20 protein-coding genes are annotated in these 19,118 nt (G+C 65.5%); 12 read left to right on the top strand and 8 right to left on the bottom strand.

All coding sequences use genetic code 11. The features are described from left to right. The first annotated feature begins 25 nt into the window (after window positions 1–25). Window positions 26–1,813, top strand: coding sequence for a M61 family peptidase (locus EXR94_09880; protein MSR03026.1), 1,788 nt, complete (start codon window positions 26–28; stop codon window positions 1,811–1,813). Continuing rightward, window positions 1,810–2,850 (top strand): Glu/Leu/Phe/Val dehydrogenase, encoded by a 1,041-nt coding sequence (locus EXR94_09885; GenBank protein MSR03027.1) that lies wholly within the window; start codon window positions 1,810–1,812, stop codon window positions 2,848–2,850. Before EXR94_09880 ends, EXR94_09885 begins: the two co-directional genes overlap by 4 nt. A 74-nt stretch (window positions 2,851–2,924) precedes the next feature. Here EXR94_09885 and EXR94_09890 read toward each other — a convergent pair whose 3' ends face one another. Both EXR94_09890 and EXR94_09895 read right to left on the bottom strand, forming a co-directional pair. After that, window positions 2,925–4,520, bottom strand: coding sequence for a S41 family peptidase (locus EXR94_09890; protein MSR03028.1), 1,596 nt, complete (start codon window positions 4,518–4,520; stop codon window positions 2,925–2,927). A 134-nt stretch (window positions 4,521–4,654) separates the two neighbouring features. Beyond that, window positions 4,655–5,263 carry a HEAT repeat domain-containing protein gene (locus EXR94_09895; GenBank protein MSR03029.1) on the bottom strand — a complete coding sequence of 203 codons (609 nt, stop codon included), beginning with the start codon at window positions 5,261–5,263 and terminating at the stop codon, window positions 4,655–4,657. Between the two features lie 211 nt (window positions 5,264–5,474). Here EXR94_09895 and EXR94_09900 point away from each other — a divergent pair, with 211 nt between their 5' ends. Beyond that, window positions 5,475–5,765: a hypothetical protein gene (locus EXR94_09900; protein ID MSR03030.1), complete on the top strand. Its 291-nt coding sequence runs from the start codon at window positions 5,475–5,477 to the stop codon at window positions 5,763–5,765. Here the strand turns inward: EXR94_09900 and EXR94_09905 are convergent. The 3 genes from EXR94_09905 to EXR94_09915 are packed head-to-tail and all read right to left on the bottom strand — an operon-like array spanning window position 5,712 to window position 8,782. Further along, complete coding sequence (locus tag EXR94_09905; protein MSR03031.1) at window positions 5,712–7,235, bottom strand: M20/M25/M40 family metallo-hydrolase; 1,524 nt, start codon at window positions 7,233–7,235, stop codon at window positions 5,712–5,714. The genes EXR94_09900 and EXR94_09905 overlap by 54 nt on opposite strands. Then, window positions 7,235–8,050 carry an agmatinase gene (gene speB / locus EXR94_09910; protein ID MSR03032.1) on the bottom strand — a complete coding sequence of 272 codons (816 nt, stop codon included), beginning with the start codon at window positions 8,048–8,050 and terminating at the stop codon, window positions 7,235–7,237. Before speB ends, EXR94_09905 begins: the two co-directional genes overlap by 1 nt. A 9-nt stretch (window positions 8,051–8,059) precedes the next feature. Then, complete coding sequence (locus EXR94_09915; GenBank protein MSR03033.1) at window positions 8,060–8,782, bottom strand: hypothetical protein; 723 nt, start codon at window positions 8,780–8,782, stop codon at window positions 8,060–8,062. 69 nt (window positions 8,783–8,851) lie between these two features. Between EXR94_09915 and EXR94_09920 the strand changes: the two genes are divergently transcribed. Beyond that, window positions 8,852–9,220 (top strand): NINE protein, encoded by a 369-nt coding sequence (locus EXR94_09920; GenBank protein ID MSR03034.1) that lies wholly within the window; start codon window positions 8,852–8,854, stop codon window positions 9,218–9,220. Here the strand turns inward: EXR94_09920 and EXR94_09925 are convergent. Both EXR94_09925 and EXR94_09930 read right to left on the bottom strand, forming a co-directional pair. Then, window positions 9,217–10,014: an MOSC domain-containing protein gene (locus tag EXR94_09925; protein ID MSR03035.1), complete on the bottom strand. Its 798-nt coding sequence runs from the start codon at window positions 10,012–10,014 to the stop codon at window positions 9,217–9,219. The genes EXR94_09920 and EXR94_09925 overlap by 4 nt on opposite strands. Before the next feature lie 5 nt (window positions 10,015–10,019). Next, window positions 10,020–10,733 (bottom strand): hypothetical protein, encoded by a 714-nt coding sequence (locus tag EXR94_09930; protein MSR03036.1) that lies wholly within the window; start codon window positions 10,731–10,733, stop codon window positions 10,020–10,022. 102 nt (window positions 10,734–10,835) lie between these two features. Between EXR94_09930 and EXR94_09935 the strand changes: the two genes are divergently transcribed. The 8 genes from EXR94_09935 to nth are packed head-to-tail and all read left to right on the top strand — an operon-like array spanning window position 10,836 to window position 18,470. Next, a complete protein-coding gene (locus EXR94_09935; protein ID MSR03037.1) occupies window positions 10,836–11,903 on the top strand; it encodes a M42 family peptidase in 1,068 nt (355 codons plus the stop codon). Between the two features lie 16 nt (window positions 11,904–11,919). Continuing rightward, complete coding sequence (locus EXR94_09940; GenBank protein MSR03038.1) at window positions 11,920–13,206, top strand: M28 family peptidase; 1,287 nt, start codon at window positions 11,920–11,922, stop codon at window positions 13,204–13,206. Window positions 13,207–13,209: 3 nt separating this feature from the next. Then, window positions 13,210–13,665, top strand: a complete 456-nt coding sequence (locus EXR94_09945; protein MSR03039.1) for a GAF domain-containing protein — start codon at window positions 13,210–13,212, stop codon at window positions 13,663–13,665. A gap of 1 nt (window position 13,666) precedes the next feature. After that, the gene (locus EXR94_09950) at window positions 13,667–14,581 is read left to right on the top strand and encodes a histone deacetylase (protein ID MSR03040.1); all 915 of its coding nucleotides are present in this window, start codon (window positions 13,667–13,669) and stop codon (window positions 14,579–14,581) included. After that, window positions 14,499–15,419, top strand: coding sequence for an alpha/beta hydrolase (locus EXR94_09955; protein MSR03041.1), 921 nt, complete (start codon window positions 14,499–14,501; stop codon window positions 15,417–15,419). Before EXR94_09950 ends, EXR94_09955 begins: the two co-directional genes overlap by 83 nt. Further along, window positions 15,416–16,102, top strand: a complete 687-nt coding sequence (locus EXR94_09960; protein ID MSR03042.1) for a hypothetical protein — start codon at window positions 15,416–15,418, stop codon at window positions 16,100–16,102. Before EXR94_09955 ends, EXR94_09960 begins: the two co-directional genes overlap by 4 nt. Beyond that, window positions 16,099–17,817, top strand: coding sequence for a histidinol-phosphatase (locus tag EXR94_09965; GenBank protein MSR03043.1), 1,719 nt, complete (start codon window positions 16,099–16,101; stop codon window positions 17,815–17,817). The genes EXR94_09960 and EXR94_09965 overlap by 4 nt, the downstream gene beginning before the upstream one ends. Then, window positions 17,817–18,470 carry an endonuclease III gene (nth, locus tag EXR94_09970; protein MSR03044.1) on the top strand — a complete coding sequence of 218 codons (654 nt, stop codon included), beginning with the start codon at window positions 17,817–17,819 and terminating at the stop codon, window positions 18,468–18,470. The genes EXR94_09965 and nth overlap by 1 nt, the downstream gene beginning before the upstream one ends. Here nth and EXR94_09975 read toward each other — a convergent pair. Further along, window positions 18,450–18,986, bottom strand: a complete 537-nt coding sequence (locus EXR94_09975) for a hypothetical protein (protein ID MSR03045.1) — start codon at window positions 18,984–18,986, stop codon at window positions 18,450–18,452. The genes nth and EXR94_09975 overlap by 21 nt on opposite strands. Window positions 18,987–19,118 lie beyond the last annotated feature (132 nt).

Consider the following 19,118-nt stretch of genomic DNA (forward strand, 5'->3'; position numbering starts at 1 on the left):
CGCTCACTCTCGATTACTTTCCACCATGCGTCTAGCCCTTGCAACCCTCGGCCTGCTGGCAACGGGGACGATCCCTCCGTCCCCGCCCCCGGTGGTGACCGGAATCGAATACCAGTTGGTCTTCAACAAAACCACCGCGGCAACCCGGAGCCTCGGCGTGTCGATGCGATTTCAGGCGTCGTCGACCGGTCCCGTCGAGTTGTCGCTTCCGGCCTGGACTCCCGGTTCCTACGAAATCAGCAACTACGCCCGCCGGGTTTCCTCGTTCTCCGCTGCCCAGGCCACGACCGCCCTTCGCTGGGACAAAACCGATTTCGACACCTGGCGCGTCCAAGTGTCCGCCCCCGGCCCGGTCACCGTGGCGTTCAGCTTCACCGCCGACACGCTCGACAATGCCATGGCGTGGTCCCGGGCCGATTTCGCTTTCGTCAACGGCACCAACGTGCTGCTCTACCCGGAAGGTGCCGGATTCGACTTCCCGGCCACCCTGTCGGTCGAAACCGAAACCGGCTGGGGCGTGGCCACCGGCCTCACGTCAACTGGTCCGCGCCGGTATACCGCGGCCAATTTCCACGATCTCGTGGACATGCCTCTGTTCATTGGCCGGTTCGACCTCGACAGTGCCGCAATCGGCGGGGTCATGAATCGGATCGCGTCCTATCCATCCGGAGCGCTGGTCGGGGCTCCCCGGGCTCTGCTGTGGAAGCAACTGGGCACCATGGTGCCGGCCATGGCCAAGGTCTTCGGCGAAACGCCATGGCCCAACTACACTACTTTGCTGGTGTTTGATCCGGCGTTCGGCGGAGGTAGCGCGCTCGAGCACCAGAACTCCCACCTTGGGATCTACACTCCGGACTTTGCTGGAACTCCGATTCTCGCTTCGATTACTGCCCACGAAATCTTCCACGGGTGGAACGTTAAGCGGCTCCGGCCGGCGGAGTTGGTTCCCTATCGCTATGACCGTCCTCAGCCGACTCCGCTCCTCTGGGTCAGCGAAGGCATCACCGACTACTATGCCGATCTGGCCCTGGTCCGTGGCGGCGTCATCGATTCGGCGGTGTTCCTCAACGTAACCCAAGGCAAGATCGAGGAGGTTGCGGCTGCTCCGCCGATTGCCCTGGAGGATGCCTCGTTCTCGACCTGGATCCAACCGACCGACGGCACCGCGACGATCTACTACCCCAAAGGGTCGCTGGCGGGGCTCTTGCTCGATATCATGATTCGCGACGCGAGCGACAACCGCGCCTCGCTCGATGAGGTGATGCGGACGCTCTATCGGTCCACCGTTCCGGCTGGTCGTGGATTCACGACCGACGAATGGTGGTCAACCGTCAATGCGCTGGCCGGCCGGGACCTCGCGACGACCTTTGCCCTCCGATATATCGACGGCCGGGAGCCATTCCCTTGGTCCCGGATCGCGCCGCTGGCCGGCCTTCGTTACGTGGTGGACAGCGTCTTGGAGCCGAGGCTCGGGGTGGGAACCACGACGGTTGACGGCCGCGAGATGGTCACCAACATCACCCCCGGCGCGGCGGCGGCCCTCGCCGGCGTCCTGCCCGGCGACGAACTCGTGAGCATCGGCGATCTCAAGGTCGATCCCAACTTCGGCCCCGCGTTCCGATCCCGGTACCGGGCCCGGATCGGTGCCACGGTGCCGCTCACCGTTCGCCGGGAGGGCGCCGAGATCAGTCTGTCCCTCGTCGTCCGAGCCGAGGTGCGCGTCGATGGCCGGCTTGAGTTCGATCGGCGTCCTTCCCTCAAAGCCGCCCGAATTCGCCACGCGATTCTGTCCGGCACCACGGACCGTCCATGAAGATCTTCGACCAACTGAGCCACCTGGGCCATGAACAACTCGTCCTCTGCTCCGATCCGGCCTCGGGGTATCGGGGCATCATCGCCATCCACTCGACGGCGTTAGGCCCGGCCGTTGGCGGGACCCGTTGGTGGAACTACCCGTCCGACGAAGCGGCCATCACGGATGCCTTGCGGCTGTCGCGCGGGATGTCGTTCAAGAATGCCCTGGCCAACCTGCCGCTCGGCGGGGGCAAATCGGTCATCCTCGGCGGACCCGCCGCATCCGATCGGCCCGCGGTCCTTCGGGCCCATGGCCGATCCATCGATCGGCTCCACGGCCTCTACGTGACCGCGGAAGACGTCGGGACCTCCCTAGCCGACATGGAGTTCATCGCCGAGACAACGACCTATGTGGCCGGCCGGGCCGGTACCTCCGGCGATCCATCACCCCACACCGCCCGGGGCGTGTTCCGCGCCATGCAAGCCGGCGCCAAAGTGCGTTGGGGATCCGATCAATTGGCAGGGAAGACCGTCGCCCTCCAGGGCTGCGGCAATGTCGGTTACCATTTGGCCGCCCAACTCCACCGGGCCGGGGCCACCTTGATCGCGAGCGACATCGATCCAGCCAAGGTGGCCCGAGTGGTCGCGGAGTTTGGCGCTACGACCGCCCCGGTTGACCGGATCCACCGAGTCCCCGCCGATATCTTTGCGCCCTGTGCCCTCGGTGCCGTGATTAACGACCTCTCCCTGCCGGACTTGACCGTGGGCTTGATCTGCGGCGGCGCCAACAATCAACTCCTCGAACCCCGCCACGGGGCTGACCTGGCCACCCGGAAGATCGTCTACGTGCCCGACTACGTCGCCAACGCCGGCGGCGTCCTATTCGGCGGCTCCATCGAAGTGTTGAAGCTCAGCCTGGAGGCCACCCTGGCCCGGATCGACGCCATCTACGACACCACCCTGATGGTCCTCGAACGAGCCGCCGAGGAAGGCATCCCCCCTTCGGAAGCCGCCGACCGCCTAGCCGAAGGAAAAATCCGCTCCCCCCGCCAATAAAAAAGGGTCGGCGTCAAGCCGACCCCCTTTCTTTCCGCCGAGTGCCGAGCACCGAGTGCCGAGTGCCGAACCCCTCACTTCCCCTTGGTTCCCGGTCCCGATGCCAGCGCCAACAGCTGCCGCTGGGTCACCCCCCGCTTCAGATAGTCCATCGCCGTGGTCAACTGACGGTCGTAACGGACCGATCGGCGGAACGCAGCGGAGTCGCCGAAGGCCAGCTTCGCGACCCACTGCTCGAGCGAGCGGTCAACCAACGGGAGTCCGGCATCGAACTGAGCCCGGGTAACATTGATCTTCGATTGCTGCACCTTGCTCCACAGTGACTCCCGCCATGCCGCTTGGACCTCGAAGTCCGGCTTGACGCCCTTCTTGAGCTGGAGGCTGGTGTTGTAGAGCGCCACATACCACTGCGAGTATTGGGGCTGGTAGGCCCGGGCCAAGTCCCGCTCCTGCGTCGGCAGGGTATCGGGTGTCATGATGACGTCGGGCGTGACGCCGCCGCCGCCCAGGATCGTCCGGCCGCCGTCCGACTTGAACTCGGGCCGCTTCCGCTTGGTGGTATCGGCCGCCGCCGGACCCTCGCCATCGGCGTACTCGACAAACCGCTCATCGCCCAACCGGTCGTGGTCGGCCTGAATGGACCGGCCGCTCGGCGTGTACCATTTGCCGGTCGTGATCTTCATGGCCCAGCCACCCTCGATCGGGAACAGGGTCTGGACCAAGCCCTTCCCGAACGAAGTCGTTCCCACGACGAGCCCCCGGTCATGGTCCTGAAGGCTCCCGGCCACGATCTCGGAGGCCGAGGCGCTGTACCCGTCCACGAGCACCACCACGGGGATCGAATCGATGACCGATGCTCGGCTGGCGCGGTAGATCTCCGGTGTGCGGCCCCGATGGCGGACGCTGGCCAGTTCTTGCCCCGGCTCGAAAAAGAGGTTGTTGATCTCCAACGCCTGTTCGAGACTGCCGCCGCCGTTGCCGCGGATATCGATGACGAAGGCTTTGGCGCCCTGGCCCTTCAGGGCCAGCAACGACCGCTCCACGTCCTGAGCGGCCGACTCGTTGAAGCTCTGCAACGGGATGTACCCGACACCGCCGTCGAGCATCAGGGCATACGGCACGGCCGGAACCCGGATCACCGCCCGCTTGAATGTCTGCTTGATGACTTCCGGGGCGCCGGCCCGTTGGAACGTGACCTTCACGTCGGTCCCCGGGGTGCCGAGCAGCTTCTGGGAGACCTGCTCGAGCCGGAGGCCGGTCACTGCCGAGGAGTCGACAAAAAGAATCCGGTCGCCGGCGATGACGCCGCCTTTCTCGCCCGGTGTGTTCGGGAAAATCCGGGCCACGATAATGGCGCCCTCTTGGTTCTCGATCTGCATCCCGACGCCGCCGTAGTTGTTCCGAAGCGTGTTCCGCTGGAACGAAGCCAATTCCTCCGGCGAATACAGGTCGGCATACGGATCGTTGAGTTGCTTGACGAGGCCGCGAGCGGCCCGTTCGAAGATCGCCGCCCGGCTGATCGAATCCACGGCGTTTTCTTCGATCCGTTGCAACACTTGTGAGAAGAGACGGGCCCCGTCCTGCGGCTCCTTGCTCTGCCGCAAGAACGCCCCGGCAACCAAAGGAAGGCCGATCAAAACCGCTGCGGAGAGCCAGTACCGACGTCGCATTTCGAGAACCCCCGTTGGGCACGAAAGGGGGCCCCAGGTCGGAGCCCCCAACTTGTAGATAGACCTGCAGGGTTCAAGCCATCCTGACAGACCTTATGATAGCTAACTTGCCCGCCCGCGATTCGCCATGTTGGCTAGTGGCGCGGTTTGGTCAGGATGTCCTCGAACAGGGCCAAGGCGCGGGGGTCGTCTGACTGACCCAACCAGAACATGGCCTTCTTCCTGATTTCCCGGTCGCGATTGCTGATGGCGACCCGAATAAGCACCGGCACTCTATTCTCCTCAGGCAATTGCGACAGGGCGAAGACGGCCTGCTCCCTGACTTCCCGGTCCTCGTCCTCGTCGCTGGCCAACTCACTCAAGCCTTCGGCGGTCTTCTCACCCGCGGCCTGGCTGACCAAAAACACGGCCTGTTTCCGGGTTGAGCGGGGGGCCGACTTGTCGCGTGCCAGCGACAGAAAGGCCGGCCACACCACGATACTGTCTGCCAGGGTCAGCGGAAACAGAATGTCGTCCGAGGACGATCCGCCTGTGCGGGCCAATTCGATGAACGCGACGAGGGCCGCCCCGGTGCCCACCAATCCGAGGTTGCTGGCCGATGCCCGTTCCGGCCAGTTCCCCTCGACGAACACCTTGGCCGAGCGGACCCGACCCCCGCGGACCGCGAGCGCCACTCGGACTGGGCCTTCCTCACAAGCCCGATTCCGCCAACTTCGGTCGTTACCGCTCCAGTGCCGCATCATGACGGAGTTGTCGCGGGTCCGGTCGCGAAGAAAGGTCTCGCCGTCGCCGCATGCTCACCGCCCGATTGCCCGAGCCAGAACACCGCCTGCTGCCACACCTCGCCGTCCTCATCGTCGCTGCATTCGCTCCGTCCCCACCGTCCCCCGGGCGACCGAGCCACTCCTCGGCTGGTTCCGCTGACTCGGCCGCCAGCGCTCGGACTGGCCGGATTTGGCGGAGCTCTTCCAGCATGTCATCTGGTCGGATCTCCATCACCGGCTAACGGCCTATTTCGCCACCCGGATGCGAACCGGGCACCTCATCGCGGTCGGTGACCCCGCCGCCGTCGCCCGCCATACTCTCGACGCCTTGGTGGCAACCCTGGTGTTGGGTCCGTTGGCACCGAAGACCGGCGTCCAGGAGGACGAGCTGATCGTCCTCCTGGTATCGGCCGCGGTGGTCGGGGGGTCAGGGAACCAGGCGCCACTCCCGCCCCATGTTGGCCAGTACCCCGCCGTATAGCTCGATTCCGTCCCAGAGGTTCTGGAGCCGGAGGTTCTCGTTTTCCGCGTGCTGGTTGTTATCGTGGTTGACGATCGGCAGGATCGCGAACGGCACCCCGAGGAGGTCCACGAAATCGAAGAGTGGGAGGCTCCCGCCAAGGGTCGGCACCCGGATGATCGGGTGGCCCAGGGCCTGGTCGGCGGCGGCCAGCAAGGCCCGTCCCCCCGGGATCTCGAGGCCGGTCCGGGCAGCCCCGTATCCTCCCGACCATACCACCCGAATGATCTTGGGGTACCGCCGGCGGGTGGCGGAGTCCGGCGCCGCTTCAACGACCTGAAATCCTTGGCGCCGGAAATGATCCTCGACCAAGCGTCGGACCCGGGCCGGTGTCTGGTTGGGTACCAGCCGAAAATCGAGATAGGCGTCGGACTCGGCCACGATCACATTGGCGCCGCCACCGGTGGCCCGGCCGCCGGACAGTCCGCTCAGGTTGAGGGCAGGAAGTGCCAACTGCTCGGCCAAGCTGGCTGGCGCCCCTTCAGTCCGCCCGAGCCGGAGTTCGCCGGCCAGTTGCTCTTCGACGGCCGGCATCGACCGGAACGCGGCTCGATCCGCGTCGGTCAACGGGGCCACGTCGTCGTAGAATCCCGGGATATTGATCCGACTCTCTGAATCCCGCATCGAGGCCAACAGCTGGACCATCAGGGCATTGGGGTTGGGGGCCCAGTTCCCGTAGTGCCCGCTATGAAGCGGCCGTGCCGGCCCATAGATCGTCAGGTTGGCCCCGATGACCCCACGCACGCCGAACACCGCCTGAGCCGCCCCGGATTGATGAACGGGTCCATCGCCGAAGATCCAAAAATCTGCCTTCAGCAAGTCGCGGTATTTAGACAAAATGGCCCGGAGGTTGACCGATCCGGCCTCTTCTTCGCCTTCGAGGAAAAACTTGAGGTTGACCGACCTCGGTATCTGATTGGCCGCGAGCGCGTCGAGCGCGGTCAGCATGGCCACGATCGGTGATTTGTCGTCACTCGCCGAGCGGGCAAAGATCCTCGACTCCGGGTCAAAACGACCGTTCGTCCCCGCCAAGGAGAGTTCCTTTGTTCCGGAGCGGAGTACCGGCGTCCAGGGGTTGCCCGTCCATCGGCTTGAGTCGACCGGTTGGCCGTCGTAATGAGCGTAGAACACCACGGTCTTCGTGGCGCCGGGGGTCAACAATTCGCCGTAGACCGCCGGCGGGGCATCACCGGCTTCCAGGATCCGGGCCGCGACGCCCCGCCGGGCGAGCATCGCCACCAGCATGCGGGCGTTGGCGCGAATGTCGGGCAGGCTGGTGGCCACGTTGCGAAGGGCCAGCAGGTCGGCCAGTTCCCGAACGATGGCCACCTCATGCTGTTCCCGGTATCGCCGGATTTGCTGCTGGCTGGTGGTCTGGGCAGCCGCCGACCCGGCGACGGTCATCGAGAGAATCAGGGAGCCGAACCGCACTACGACGCGCCGAGGTAGAGTCGCTCGGTGAGTTCCTTGACGAATTTGGCGGCCACCAGCCCAGTCCGGGGCGACGGATCATTGACCGGGTTGAGTTCCACCACGTCCGCCCCGACGAAACGTTCCGCCGTGACCCGCTGGATGACCGCGAGCACATCGCGGACCGAGAGCCCGCCCGGTTCCGGATGGGAGATTCCAGGCGCGAATGCCGGATCGAGCACGTCGATGTCGAGTGAGATGTAGAGCGGGCCCTCAAATGAAAAGCTGATCGGACCGGTCCAGTGCCGCATCTCGTGGATTTCAACCCCGAACCTCGTGGCCTGTTCGCGAAGCGGGCGGCTCAACGTCCGGATTCCGACTTGGACCAACCGGGTGGCCAGCTTTTCCTCCATGATCCGGGCAAACGGACAGGCATGGGAGAATCGGCTGCCCTCGAAGCTGTCGTACAGGTCAGGGTGGGCATCGAAGTGCAGCAGGTTGAGGTTGGGGAAGCGACGGGCCACCGCCCGGAGCACCGGGTAGGTGATCGAATGGTCGCCACCCAGGATCAAGGGGGTCGAGCCGGACTCGAGGACCTCGGCGACGCCGGCTTCAATCCGAGCCCGAATGGCGGCCCCGTCGAGGCCGGTGAAGTCGAGATCTCCGGCATCGACCAAGATGCCGGGGTCGGCCACATCGAGCCCGCCTTCGGTCGAGGTGTTGCTCGATTCCCGGCGAAGTGCGGCCCGAATCGCGGCCGGGGCCAGCGCAGGCCCTCGTTCAAAAGAGCCCTCCGCGTCGAAGGGCACCCCAAGTAGCGCCACCGTCTGAGGCATATGTTCGCTCTAAGGTTTGGGGATCCAGGCGGCACGCCGCCAGGGAGAGGTTTGAAAGAGTTCGTCTGTGACCTGTGGATTGATCTTCCAATCGCGGTCCACCTCGCGGAAGAACTCTTTGTCGTTCCGGAGGAACAGTACTTCGGTGCCGATCCAACCACCGCCGAGCTTGACGTACTTGTTGAAGCTGATATCCGTCGAGGTGCCACCTAGTCCGGGTTGGATGACCTTGAGGAAGATCAATCGGTCTTTCTCGATCCACAGTTCGCGGCCTCCGCCTCCGATGACGTAGGCAGCTTTGCCGCCCCACTCGCCGTCCCGAAGCTTGGACAGATCGAAGCCTTCGCCCTGGACCAGTCCGATGGTCCGTTCCGGCGCCTGGCCGTACACGTCGAATCCGAGGATGGCGAGGATGTTTTGTCCCGGAACGGCACGAACCAGTTTGCCCTTTTCGAAGACGTAGTCCGAGTCGGCCCGGTACATTATCGTCCGGCCGCTGTCGACCGGCGCGATGTCGATCCGGAGGCGCCCCGGGATCAACGCGGCCTCCCACCACTCCTCTTCCGGGCGCCCGTCCGGATAGATCGCCTGTTGGACGAAGGACAGGGTTCGGTACCACCGGCCTTGATGGCGAGCGTGCATGGCGCGGATCACGTCGGATCCGGTGGCCATCGGCTGGGGGATACCGCCGATCGAGGCGGTCAGGGCTAGCCAGAGCGAAACACCGGACATGGAGGCTCCGTATTCGAGGGGACGTTCCGGGTGCGCGATGAATGTAGCTTCGCTAGGTTACGAGGATCTATGGGTAATGTTTCCGACAAGAGCCGGACGGTCTCGCTGGTTCTGGGTCTGATGCTGGGGGTTTTCGGGGCTCACCGATTCTACGTCGGGAAGTTCGGGACCGGGTTGTTGATGCTCTGCTCCGCCGGCGGTCTCGGGATTTGGTATCTGATCGACAATATCATGATTGCCTCGGGCGGGTTTCGCGACGCGGACGGGCGTCGAGTGCTCCGGTGGGACCCGGAAACCGCGGACGAGCTCGCGGGGGCGCCGAAGGAATTGCTCGACGAACTGTACGCGCTCCGCACCGAAATGAACGAGCTCCACGAACGGGTCGACTTCAACGAGCGCCTGCTGGCCAAACGGACCGGCCCCCCCGATCAGCGCTAGGCCCGGGTCTCGACGGTCATGGTGTCGCCCACCCGGAGGGTCCCGGGTCCGCGGTGCACCACGTTCATCCCGAACATGACGGCGCTGCCCTGTTTCCGAAACGTCGCCAGCGTTCGCAGGGGCTCCGGGGCTCGTTCGCCGGTGTCTTGATCGGTCGTCGTCATGACGCATCGGGCACAAGGCTTGACCGCGTCGAAGGCAACCGGGCCACTCGAGAACCGCCGCCAAGTGTCTTCTTCATACGGTGTCGTTCCGCTGACCACGACATTGGGCCGGAACCGGTTCATCGGGAGCGGGGTGGCCAGGCGCTGGTTCAGGTCATCGAGCGACGCCTGGCCGATCACCAGAATCGGATAGCCGTCGGCGAACCCGACCTCGCTTCCGATCGGGTCGTAGTCTTTATCGGTACGGCGGGTGGCCCAACTCGGAAAGTAGGCCAGCCGGACCGCCTGACCGAGGAAATCGCTGAGCCATTGGGCGGCCGGGTCCCCGGCGTCGACGGCGTCCACTTGGTCGTTCCAGACCCTGACGGTGCGGCGGGGTGCCTGGTCGTCTCGGGGAACCTCGAGGTCCAGTTGGCCCGGCGCCTTGAGGGTGAGCCGCTCGGGGGCGGGAGCGGCGGCCACGCGGCGGAGCGCGACGTTCTCGCGCTGGGTTACCAGGGCTCCGTCGGTGTCGACCACCATCCAGCGGCGGTCGTTCTCGGGCCCGAAGCGGTCGAGATCGAACCGTTCGACGGCGATGCCCGCCCCGCTCTTGAGCGGATAGATGTTCAGATGGGTAATCCGGAGCATGTCGCTCATCTGTCGGACCCCAGGGGCAGGCTGTTGAGCACGGTGATCTTTTGCCAGATTTTTCGGGACAGGCCGCTGGTGAGTGATTCGATGTCGTTGACAGCCGAGATCGTGACGGGGTCATCGAAATCCTGGGCGTAGATGGCGGCGCATTTGCTGAGCAATGACAGCAGCTCGCTGCAATAGTCGAGGTACCGGGACAGTTCGAACGTGGTCATCGTCCGCACCGGCGATGAGGCGGTATCGTCGCCGAGGTGGGGATTCACGATCCGTTCCGGGTCCTTGGTGAGCTGGTGCATGTCGATGACGTGGGCAATCGACCGGAGCTCGTGGATGGCCCAGAGGGCCCGGCGCCGCTTCCGGCGGACTTCGAGGCTCGAGAGGAAGACGATGGCCAGGCCCAGGAACACGACCTCGCTGATGAACGAGTCGACGGCTTGCACCACGTCGGGAATGCTGGACGTGGCGGGGAGTTGCAGGACGGCCAGGAAGGTCGCCACGAAGACCAGAACCAGCAACAGAATGAAGAAGCCGACCGCAATGCGGAGCGGCCAATGCGGACTGGCAAACCAGGCTCGGTCGGCGGCGGCGCTCTCGGTAACTTCCACCACTTCGACCGCGACCCGCTGGAGCCCGGCGTTTGGAAACCGCTCGGTCACTCGCTGCCGGACCTGGCGGGCGGTCTCGACAATCTGGGCGGGATCAAGGCGGCGGAACATGGGACCAATCTGAGGGGTATTCGGGATGACGGCAATCACCAGGCCCGGGGGGGTCGGGTAGTTTAGTTTTGGCGGCGTGGTTCTACTCGGGGGAGGGCCGTGATGGACCAGAGTTCAGTTGATTTCCTGAAGGCGCTGCTCAGTACCCCGGGTCCGTCGGGATTCGAGGCGGCCCCGGCATCGGTCTGGCGAACCGAGGCCTCCCGGTTCGCCGACCACGTCGTCGCCGACGTCAGCGGCAACTCGATGGCGACGCTCACCGGCGCCAAAGGCGGGCCGGTCGTGATGCTGGCCGGCCATATCGATGAAATCGGGCTGATGGTCCTCAATATCGATGAGAACGGGTACCTCTGGTTCGATACGATCGGGGGATGGGACGAGCAGGTGTTGGTCGGCCAGCGGGTGGTGTTGCTGGGCCGGGGCGGGCCAGTGCGGGGCGTCGTCGGCAAAAAGGCGATCCACTTGATGGACAAAGAGGATCGAGAGAAGGCCAGCAAGGTCAAGGATCTCTGGATCGACATCGGCGCAGCGTCTCGGGCGGAGGCGGCCGAGCGGATTCGAGTCGGCGATGCGGGCGTCATCGACAGCTCGGTGCTCGAGTTCCCGAACGGCCGCTGGGTGAGCCGGAGCATCGACAACCGGATCGGGGCGTTTGTGGTGCTCGAAGCCCTCCGGCGGCTGGCCCAGGATCGTCCGGTGGCCACGGTCACGGCCGTCGCCACGGCCCAAGAAGAAATTGCCTACACCGGGGGCGGGGCCCGGACGTCGGCCACGACGCTGGTGCCGACCGTGGCCATTGCCGTCGACGTGACCCACGCTACTGATACGCCGGGCATTGAGAACAATCGGCATGGCGACGTGAAGCTCGGAGGCGGGCCGGTGCTGTCTCGGGGCTCATCGGCCAATCCCCGGGTGGTGGATCTTCTGGCTCTGGTGGCCGCGGCCGAGGGAATTCCGTTCGCGTGGCACGCCTCGCCGAAGTACACGGCGACCGACGCGGACGCGATCTTCACCTCGTTTCGTGGGGTGGCCACCGGGTTGGTGTCGGTTCCGAACCGCTATATGCACAGTCCCAACGAGATGATCGTGTTGGAGGACCTCGACCGGACCGCGGCGCTCTTGGCTGGATTTGTCCGGCGGGTCACCACCGACACCTCCTTTATTCCCTGATTCAAGTGAGCGGGCTATGGCGTTGCATCGAGTGACAATGTTGGTCGGGCTCGGGCTGGTGGCAGGAGTCTCGGCAGTGGCGGCCCAGACGAGCGCGGCCCAGACGAGCGCGGCCCGGGCGATTCGCGAGGACATCAAGTATCTCGCGTCGGATGAGCTCGGCGGCCGGTTTACCGGCAGTGAGGGCGGCAAGCGCGCAGCGCAGTATTTGGCCCGCCGGTTCGGGGCGGTCGGTGCCAAGCCTGGCGTGCCGGGGTGGCTGCAATTGTTTACCATCGCCGCCGACGTGCCGGGCGTCAAAGACCTGCCGGAGGGAAGCCGGCCCACCGGATCGATCAATGTCGTGGCCACCATCCCCGGCCGCGACCCGGCCCTTCGCGGGGAATACGTCATCGTCGGAGCCCATTACGACCACTTGGGCCACGGCAACCGGTCGAGTTCGCTCGGCAACATCGGCGAGATCCACAACGGGGCCGACGACAATGCCTCGGGGTCGGTCGCGTTGATTGAAATCGCGAGACAACTCGCGGGCAAGCCCCCGGGCCGCTCGGTGGTGCTGGTGGCGTTCTCCGGCGAGGAGCTTGGCCTCCTGGGCTCGGCGGCCTACGTCCGGTCGCCGCCGGTGCCGATGGACAAAACGGTGGCGATGGTGAATCTCGACATGGTGGGGCGGCTCAAGAACGACCGGCTGTTGGTGTTCGGCTCCGAAACCGCCACCGAGTTTCCAGTCCTGCTCGATTCCTTGAATGCCGGGCCGAAATTCGATCTCAAATATTCGGGCGACGGTTTTGGGCGGAGCGACCAGCAGTCGTTTTATCTCGCCAAGAAACCGGTGCTGCACGTGTTCACCGATCTGCACGAGGACTACCACCGCCCGACGGACGATTGGGAAAAGCTCAACTTGGCCGGGCTCGAAAAAGTAGCGACGTATGCCACCTCGATCGTCCGGGCCCTCGCGGATCGCACCGCGCCGCTCAGTTTCGTGTTCAAGGCGCCGCCGCCGCCCCAGCCGGTGGTGGGCAACCAACCAGGCGGGGCTGCTTCCCTCGGGACGATTCCTGATATGGCCTCCGGGGGTCCGGGGGTCCGGCTCTCGGGGGTTCGGCCCGACAGTCCCGCGGATCGGGCCGGGCTTCGGGAAGGCGACATTCTGGAAGGCCTTGGGCCGCTCGACATTGCCGATCTGCAGGGCATGACCGACGCGCTCCGGCAGCATCGCCCTGGCGACACGGTCATGGTCCGGTTCCGCCGGGGTGCCCGCCAGGACTCGGTCAAGGCGGTCCTCGGCCGCCGGGGCGGCTGACGGATGCCGATTCTCGACGGCGACAAGATCGTGGCGGCCCTCCGTGGCGCATTTACCCGCGACGTCGGGCGCCAAGCCATGCTCCAACTCGCGGCCGATCGGATTCGGGCCGCCGGGCCGCCGTACACCTCGGTGTACCTCTACATGCTCCACGGGGATTTGCTGGAACTCGAGGCCTTTACGGGCCGGGTGACCGATCATACCCGGATTCCCGTGGGGCAGGGAGTGTGCGGAACCGCCGTGGCCACGGGTGAGGACCAGAATGTCGGCGACGTGCGGGCCGTCGGCAATTACCTGGCCTGCAATCTCGATACTCGGTCGGAGCTCGTTGTCTTGATTAAGCGGGGCGCGTTGATCTTGGGCCAAATCGACGTCGACAGCGATGTCCCCGACCCCTTTACCGCCGCCGAGTACGGGGAAACAAAAAAAGTCGCCGACGCCTTGGCCGTCCTGCTGTAGGATGCGTCCCGCCGTCTCTCGGGCCTGGTCGTCGGCGCGGTGGTCGATGGCGTTGCCGGTGGGGCACCGGTTTCCCATGGGAAAATATCAAATGGTGCGGGACGGTGTCATCGCGGCCGGTCTGCTACCGGCTGAGGCGATTCGCGAACCCGAACGGATCAGCCGCGATGGGTTGGCGCTGGTCCACGAGGCGCGGTACATCGATGCGGTGCTCGACGGCACCCTGACCGCCGCGGAGGTCCGGAGGCTCGGTTTCCCCTGGAGCCCGCTCCTTCCCGAGCGGTCCTTGCGGACCGCCCAGGGAACGTTGGAGGCGTGCCGCGATGCCTTGGCCGTCGGTGCCGGGATCAATTTGGCCGGAGGTACCCACCATGCTTTTCCGGCCCATGGCGAGGGGTACTGTGTGTTCAACGACGTGGCGATTGCGATCCGGACCTTGGAGCGGGAAGGCCGAATCGGGCGCGCGGCGATCGTCGATCTCGACGTCCACCAGGGGAATGGGACCGCCAAGATTTTCGAGGATGATCCGGATGTCATGACGTTCTCGATGCACGGCGAGCGGAATTATCCCTTTCGAAAGGAGCGGAGTTGGCGTGACGTCGAGTTGCCGGACGGCACCGGCGACCGTGACTACTTGGGACAACTCGATCACCATCTCGATGACGTGCTCGACTCGGCCCGCCCGGACTTGGTGGTGTACATTGCGGGCGCCGACCCCTACGAGGGTGACCGGTTGGGCCGGCTCAAGATGACGATCGAGGGGCTCCGGGTCCGCGATGCCAAGGTGCTCGACGCCTGTCGGCATCGGGGAATTCCGGTGGCGGTCGTGATGGGTGGCGGCTATGCCCACGACTTGGCGGATCTGGTCACGATTCACGCGAACACGGTGCGGGAGCTCTTGGCGCGGTATGGGTGAAATGACCACCACCCGTTCGGTTCGCGGGGTGTCTCTGTTCGAACGGCGAACCGGTGACGGCCCGCCGACGGTGGTGTTGCACGGGGGCCCCGGAGCGCATCACGACTATCTCCTGCCTGGATTCGACCGGTTGGCGGGGGGCCGGACGTTGGTGTACTACGATCAGCGGGGCGGGGGCCGCTCGGCCGTGGATCGCGAGGTGGCGGTGGGCTGGCGGGAACAGATAGCTGACCTCGACGCGCTCCGCGGGCTCTGGGGACTCGACCGGCTTTCCTTGGCCGGCTATTCCTGGGGCGGTTTGTTGGCCGTGCTCTACGCGCTCGAACATCCGGAGCAGGTGGCGTCGCTGGCGCTGGTGTCGGCGGCGCCGATGTGGCGGGGGGCCCGTGAGGAGTACGAACGCCGGCTGGCCGCCCGAAACGCCGCGCCCGTCGTTGTCGAAGCTCGCCGCCGGGTCCAGGCCGGCGGCCTTCGCGAACTCGACCAAGAAAGCTATCGTCAGCGCATGTTCGAGTTTTCCGTTGCCGGGTATTTCCATGATCCGGCCCTGGCCCGGGACCTTCGGCCGTTTCGGATTACCGGCCGGACCCAACAGGCGGTGTGGGACAGTTTGGGCGAATTCGACCTTCGGCCCCGGCTCGCAAGTCTCGCGGCGATTCCGGCCGTCGTGGTCCACGGCGAGGACGATCCGATTCCGGTCGAGACGGCCGAGGCGCTGGCCGCCTTGCTTCACGCGCCGTTGTGCCGGATCCCCGCCTGTGGTCACGTGCCCTACGTCGAAGCGCCCGACCAATTCGTCGCGGCTCTCGATTCGTTCTTGCCCAAGAGTCCGGCATGACCTCGCGCCTCAACCCGTTTGACGCGGTGTTCGGTCCGACGGCCGAGGAGCGGTTTCCGGTCCTCCGCCAGGGCCTTGAGTCCGCGGGACGCGATGGGCGGGATCGGGAGGCTTTTGTCCTGGTCAGGGAAGTCGTGGAGTTACTCCGCGAGCTTCGGCCGACGGAAACGGAGGGAGGCGGCGTCGATGAACTGGTCGGTTTTCTCCACGCCGCTTATTTGTTTTGGGTTGATGGACTTCGGACCGTGGTGGTGGATCGAGAGACCCTGGATGATCTCGTCGCCAACGCCCCTGAAGCGGAGTCGGAGCCGACGGGCCGCGTCTACTATATCCAGCTCGCGCCGCAGCGGGTGTGGGGTAAGTCGCAGCCCGGGGCGCCGATCGAGCCGCTTGACGGCTGGTTTGCCGCGCCCCGCGCGGGGGAACTCGAGGTGGTGGCCGTCTTCGGATTCCACCCGACCCGAGACGGGCTTACGGTCGTGACGATCCGCGGGCCGAAGCCGGGTCGCCTGGTCCGTCCGGACCGGTCGGCGCTGTTCTCGCCTGGTTTCGACGGCGCTCTGGCGGCTGGTCTCTGGCAGGTTCTTGGGGGTGAAGAGGTGCTCGAGTTGGCGTATCGGTGTCATGCTCTACTTCCACCGGGCGGAGTCCCCGCGGGGGTGGAGCGGGTGAACACCCGATGACCGTCGATCGGCAAGCGGTGGCCCGGGTCTTGGATCAGATCGCCGAACATCTCGAGCTTCAGAACGAGAATCCGCTCAAGATCCGGGCGTTTCGGATGGGGGCGCGGACCACCGTGAGGGTCGCCGGGGAACCGGAGCAGTGGCTGGCCGACGGTGTGCTCGATGACGTGCCGGGGATCGGCGCGGGGATTCAGGCCGTGATTCGTGATTTGGTGCAGTCGGGCCGATCGACGATGCTGGACGAGCTTCGGGAGCACGTGCCGCCGGGGCTGATCGAGATGTTGAGGATTTCGGGGCTCGGCGTGGCCAAGGTCCGGACCATTCATGAGCGCCTTCATCTCGACTCGATTCCGGAGCTCGAGGCGGCCGCCCGGGATGGCCGGCTGGCCGCGCTGCCCGGATTCGGGACCAAGACGGCGGAGAACGTCCTTCGGGGGATTGCCCGGCTCCGTCAGGCGGCGACCTACCGGCTGATTCACCATGCGGGCGAGGAGGCGGCCCGGCTCGAATCAACGCTCGGACAGGTGCCTGGTGTCACGGCGGCCATCGCGGCCGGCGAGGTGCGTCGCGGCCTCGAATTGGTCCGGGACATGGTCGTCGTGCTGGTTGCCAACGAACCGCCGGAGCAGGTGCTCAAGGCCATCGCGGCCTTGCCGGGTGTGGATGAGTTCGGGGGGCAGGACGAGCGGCGGGCCACGATTCGGTTTGCCGGGGGTGAAAGCGCCCAGGTCATCGTCACGCCCGAAGCCAATCTCGGCGCGGTCTTGTTGCAGGCCACCGGCAGCCCGGCACACCTCCAGCAGTTGGTGACACTGGCCGGCACCAAGGGCTACACGCTCCGGGGGGCGGCGCTCTGGCGCGGCAGTGAGTTCGTGGCCACCCCAGACGAGGCCACCGTATACCAGGCGTTAGGCATGGCCTGGATTCCTCCCGAACTTCGCGAGGGGCTCGGTGAGGTCGAGGGCGGGTTACCGCGGTTGGTCGAACGGTCCGATCTCCAAGGTCTGATCCACTGCCACACTAGTTACTCGGACGGGAGTTTTTCGGTTCGGGACTTGGGCCGGATCTGCGGGCAAGCGGGGTATGGCTATGTCGGCATTACCGACCATAGCGGCACCGCGGCCTACAGCGGCGGATTGAGCGAATCCGACCTGCGGCGCCAGTGGGACGAGATCGACCGGACGAATCAGGAGCCCGGAGGTGCCCGGGTGCTCAAAGGCATCGAGGCCGACATCTTGGCCGACGGCCGGCTCGGATATTCCGATGCCGTACTCGAGGGCTTCGACTTCGTGATCGCCTCGGTCCACAACCGGTTCGAAATGAACCGCGACCAGATGACTGAGCGGATCCTCGCGGTCATGGATCATCCGGCCGTCACCATTTTGGGCCATCCGACCGGCCGGCTCCTGCTGGCCCGTGATCCGTATCAACTGGATCATGCCCGGATTTTTTCCAAAGCCGCCGCGACGGGAGTGGCCATCGAGATCAACGCCGACCCGCAGCGGCTCGATCTCGATTGGCGGTTGGTTCGGGAAGCGAAGTTGGCCGGGGTCACGATCTCGATCGGCGCAGACGCTCACTCAGAGGCTGGTCTCGACAACGTACGGTTCGGCATCATGATGGCTCGCAAAGGCTGGCTCACGGCCGCCGACGTCCTGAACGCCCGTCCAGTTGAGGGCTTCCTCGAGTTTGCGGCGGCCCGGCGGAGATCCTAATGGCTGAATCAGCGGCGGACCGAACCAAGCGGGCGAAGAAGATCCTGGCCAAACTCAAGGCCGAGTATCCCGATGCCCATTGCGCCCTCGATCACCGAACCCCGTTCGAGTTGCTGGCCGCCACCATTCTCTCGGCGCAATGCACCGACGTCCGGGTCAACCTGGTGACGCCGGCGTTGTTCGCCAAATATCCGACGGCTCGCGATCTGGCCGCCGCGCGGCCCGAGGATGTCGAGGACTTGGTCCGGTCCACCGGATTCTTCCGGAACAAGACCAAGAGCTTGATCGGGATGGCCACGGCGGTGGCGGAGCGGCACGGGGGTGAGGTTCCGAAGGACATGGAAGCCCTCTGCGTGCTGCCCGGGGTGGGCCGAAAGACCGCGAATGTGGTGTTGGGGAACGCGTTCGGCATCAATCACGGGGTCGTCGTCGATACCCACGTGGGCCGGCTCTCCGGGCTGCTCAAGCTCACCAAACACCAAGATCCCGAGAAAGTCGAGCGTGATCTGATGGCGCTCGTTCCTCGGGACGATTGGACCCTGGTCTCGCATTGGCTGATCACCCACGGCCGGGCGGTCTGCATTGCCCGCCGCCCGCAGTGCGGGCGGTGTGTCCTGGCTAAGCTCTGCCCGTCAGCTGCCGCCCCCGAGTAGCCGGTCGAACAGACTCGGCCCCTTGCTTTGACTCGAGGGGAATTTCTCCTTGACCTCGACCGACCCCATGAAGGCCGTGCCGGTGACTCGGATCAGCAGGCCGTTCGGACTGGCGCCCCGGGCGCTCCAAGTCGAGTGGGTCGAGCTCGAGAGGGTTTCCTCGACCTCGTTTTCGACCTGGGTGCCCGCCGGACCGATCAGGGTAAACGATCCCAGCGAGACGTTGATCTCGATGTCCATCACATCCGCACCGAACACCGCATCGCGGAGATCGATCGTCATTTCGCCGAACAGAACCTTGGCGGCGAGGCTGAGGGGGGCGGTCCAGGACCCGGCCCGCGTGGTCGAACCGCAGACACTCGAGCGGCGGAGATGCTCCGCCGGTGAAACCGGTGCCCCACCGGTGTGATCGGCCGCCACCGGGTACCGGTCGCTGATGATCGCCGGTGGGAACACCCATTCGTCCAGGTCCGCCAGGATCGCCGCGAGCGTGGCCGCGTTGGGAGCGTGCCGCACCTGCTCCAGGCGAGATTCGAAGGCCTCGACCGACAGATGGTCGTGAGCCTGGGCTTGGGTCTGGCCTGACGAAGGCCGCCGGGTCCGAGTTTCACCGGGGGGTGTCCGAGCTTACTTTACCCGCCAACATTA

It is taken from the genome of Gemmatimonadota bacterium, from assembly GCA_009692115.1.
Classification (GTDB): domain Bacteria; phylum Gemmatimonadota; class Gemmatimonadetes; order Gemmatimonadales; family GWC2-71-9; genus SHZU01.

Bases quoted from the DNA above. Each gene is read 5' to 3' on its own strand.
- EXR94_09880 (MSR03026.1), top strand. From the start codon at position 26: ATGCGTCTAGCCCTTGCAACCCTCGGCCTGCTGGCAACGGGGACGATC.
- EXR94_09885 (MSR03027.1), top strand. From the start codon at position 1,810: ATGAAGATCTTCGACCAACTGAGCCACCTGGGCCATGAACAACTCGTC.
- EXR94_09890 (MSR03028.1), bottom strand. From the start codon at position 4,520: ATGCGACGTCGGTACTGGCTCTCCGCAGCGGTTTTGATCGGCCTTCCT.
- EXR94_09895 (MSR03029.1), bottom strand. From the start codon at position 5,263: ATGATGCGGCACTGGAGCGGTAACGACCGAAGTTGGCGGAATCGGGCT.
- speB (MSR03032.1), bottom strand. From the start codon at position 8,050: ATGCCTCAGACGGTGGCGCTACTTGGGGTGCCCTTCGACGCGGAGGGC.
- EXR94_09915 (MSR03033.1), bottom strand. From the start codon at position 8,782: ATGTCCGGTGTTTCGCTCTGGCTAGCCCTGACCGCCTCGATCGGCGGT.
- EXR94_09920 (MSR03034.1), top strand. From the start codon at position 8,852: ATGGGTAATGTTTCCGACAAGAGCCGGACGGTCTCGCTGGTTCTGGGT.
- EXR94_09925 (MSR03035.1), bottom strand. From the start codon at position 10,014: ATGCTCCGGATTACCCATCTGAACATCTATCCGCTCAAGAGCGGGGCG.
- EXR94_09930 (MSR03036.1), bottom strand. From the start codon at position 10,733: ATGTTCCGCCGCCTTGATCCCGCCCAGATTGTCGAGACCGCCCGCCAG.
- EXR94_09935 (MSR03037.1), top strand. From the start codon at position 10,836: ATGGACCAGAGTTCAGTTGATTTCCTGAAGGCGCTGCTCAGTACCCCG.
- EXR94_09940 (MSR03038.1), top strand. From the start codon at position 11,920: ATGGCGTTGCATCGAGTGACAATGTTGGTCGGGCTCGGGCTGGTGGCA.
- EXR94_09945 (MSR03039.1), top strand. From the start codon at position 13,210: ATGCCGATTCTCGACGGCGACAAGATCGTGGCGGCCCTCCGTGGCGCA.
- EXR94_09950 (MSR03040.1), top strand. From the start codon at position 13,667: ATGCGTCCCGCCGTCTCTCGGGCCTGGTCGTCGGCGCGGTGGTCGATG.
- EXR94_09960 (MSR03042.1), top strand. From the start codon at position 15,416: ATGACCTCGCGCCTCAACCCGTTTGACGCGGTGTTCGGTCCGACGGCC.
- EXR94_09965 (MSR03043.1), top strand. From the start codon at position 16,099: ATGACCGTCGATCGGCAAGCGGTGGCCCGGGTCTTGGATCAGATCGCC.
- nth (MSR03044.1), top strand. From the start codon at position 17,817: ATGGCTGAATCAGCGGCGGACCGAACCAAGCGGGCGAAGAAGATCCTG.